The sequence below is a fragment of the Streptomyces sp. NPDC057654 genome (assembly GCF_042800135.1).
GTDB lineage: Bacteria > Actinomycetota > Actinomycetes > Streptomycetales > Streptomycetaceae > Streptomyces.
Genome location: NZ_JBHVHQ010001139.1, coordinates 1 through 2,214 on the forward strand (window position 1 = coordinate 1; position 2,214 = coordinate 2,214).

General features: G+C 77.8%; 2 protein-coding genes. Both read right to left on the reverse strand.

Annotated elements, in window-relative coordinates:
- Window positions 1–918: hypothetical protein (locus ACFU99_RS41350; RefSeq protein WP_384403270.1), on the reverse strand; the 918-nt coding region annotated here is incomplete at its 3' end.
- Window positions 919–980: 62 nt separating this feature from the next.
- Window positions 981–2,214: glycosyltransferase (locus ACFU99_RS41355; RefSeq protein WP_384403272.1), on the reverse strand; the 1,234-nt coding region annotated here is incomplete at its 5' end.

Below are 2,214 nucleotides of genomic sequence, written 5' to 3' on the forward strand. Positions count from 1 at the left end.
GCAGCAGGCCGCCGCCGTGCCGACGGTCGCGGCAGTGGTGAAGCCGTGCGCCGCCAGCAGCCGGGCGGTGAAGAGGAGTACGGCCGGCGACGCGGCGGCGGCGATCGCGCCCGGCGCGGCGTACGGGCGCTCATCGAGCGCGAGCCTGGCCGCCGGTACGAGCGCGAGGACGCAGCACAGGAACAGCGCGACGGTCGTCAGCAGGAGTGGCCGGACGCGGGCCGCGAACTCCGCGAGGCTCCGGCTGCCCGTGAGCGCCCGGCCCGACCGTACGGCGAACCAGCGGGCGCACCACACGGCCGGCGGCACCGTGAAGGCCAGGGCCAGGGCGGTGGGCGCGCCGTCGTGTTCGGGCGGCTCGGCCGTGGGAAGGGCGTCCGGGCCGCCGCTGACGACCTCGGTGAGCAGCCAGTCGCCGAACAGCGCGTACCCGATCAGCCAGCCGACCGACAGCGCGCCTGAGAACCCGCCGCCCTTCCCCGGCCGCCCCAGGCACAACCGGAGCGCCACCGCCACCATGGCGGCCCCGCACACGCCCACGCCGACGCGTACCGCGGGGCCCTCGCCTCCCGCGTACGACAGCGCCGCCACGGTCGCCGCGCACGCGGCTCCCGGCAGCGGATACAGCGCGGCGTGCCGCAAGCGCGCGCCAAGGGAGCGGCGCGGGGCGACGGTTTCGTCTTCAGGGGCGTCCTCGCGCGGCACGCGCGCGTGCAGTTCCTCGGCGAGGGAGAAGACGTCGCGGTGGCGGCAGTTGGCGGCGGTCCGGTCGGTGACGCCCCGCGCCTCCAGCCCGGCGGCGATCTCCAGCGGATCGACGGCCCGCGCGCACAGTTCGCGGTACTGGTGCATCAGCGCCTTGACCGGATCGGCTGGTCCGCGCGGAGGCCGCTCCGGGGCGCCCGGCATCGCAGGCACCGCCTCAGAATCGAGGACAGGCTCAACAGCTGTGTCACCCGGCGTCGTCACACGGGACCGCTTCACGCGTCCTCCTCAACTCGCCGAGCCGGTGCGCCCACCGGCTCGCCCTCGCCCGCGCCCCGAGCCCAGCCCGGCACCGCCTGCCCTCCCCGGGCCGCCGTTCCGGCGCCCGGCAGCCACTGCCGGAAGCGGGCGGTGCGCGCGGAGGCGGGGGCCGACGCCGACCAGTGGCCCGGAACGTGGGACTCGGCCGGGCGGGCGAACGGGAGGGGCTGGCCGTCGGTGTCCACGGACGCGCCGCGCACCGGGCAGTGGGCAACGAGCTCCAGGTAGATGCCGTGGAATGCCGCGGTGTTCTGCTCGGCGGTGAAGAGCTCCACGGCCCGGGCGCGCGCGGCAGCGCCCAGGCGGGCACGGCGCGCGGGGGCGCGCAGCAGCTCCACGCACGCCTCGGCGAGGGCGTGCGGGTTGCGCGGCGGGACCACCAGGCCCGTACCGCCGATGACTTCGCGCACCGCGCCGACGTCCGTGGAGACCGTGGCCCGGCCGCAGAACATCGCCTCGGCGAGGGAGAACGGAAAGCCCTCCACGACGCTCGACAGGACGACGACGCTGCCCGACGCGTACGCATCGGCCGAACCCCCGCCCTCCGGGCCGCCCGGTTCCTCGAAGGAGACCGCGCCCCCGCCGGGGAACAGCTCGGCGGCGAGCGCCCGGCAGCGCTCCAGACAGTCCGCGGCCTCCCGCCCCGGCTCCGGGGCCCCGACGACGCGCAGCCGGGCGCCGGGCTCGGACGCGCGGATCAGCGCGAAGGCGTGCAGGAGGCCGGCGACGTCCTTGGCGGGGCCGATGCGGCCGGACCACACGAGAGTCCGGCCGTCGTCGTCCGCGCCGCCCTCCCCCACGTCGGCGAAGGGGCGCGCGTCCAGGCCGGGGTGGACGGTCCGTAGGCGGGCGCGGTCCGCGCCGCAGCGCTCCTGCCAGCGCCGGGCGTGCGCGTCGCCGGCGGTGACGAGCGCGGCGGCCCCGTACACCTCGGCGGCCAGCAGCCCGTGGAAGGCGGCGAGCAGGGACCGCAGGGCGGGCGACGGGCCGCCCTGCGCGTACGCGTGGCGGAGGTAGTGGGCGCGCAGGCGCACGTCGTGCTCGGTGACGAGCAGCGGCGTACCGAAGAAGCGTTTGGCCAGCAGCCCGGGGAGGGCGGCGGGCCCTCCCGCCGTGGCGTGGCACAGGTCGACCCCGGCGAGCCCCCGGTCTCCGGAGCGGCCCCCGTCGCCGCCGGGTCCCCCGTAC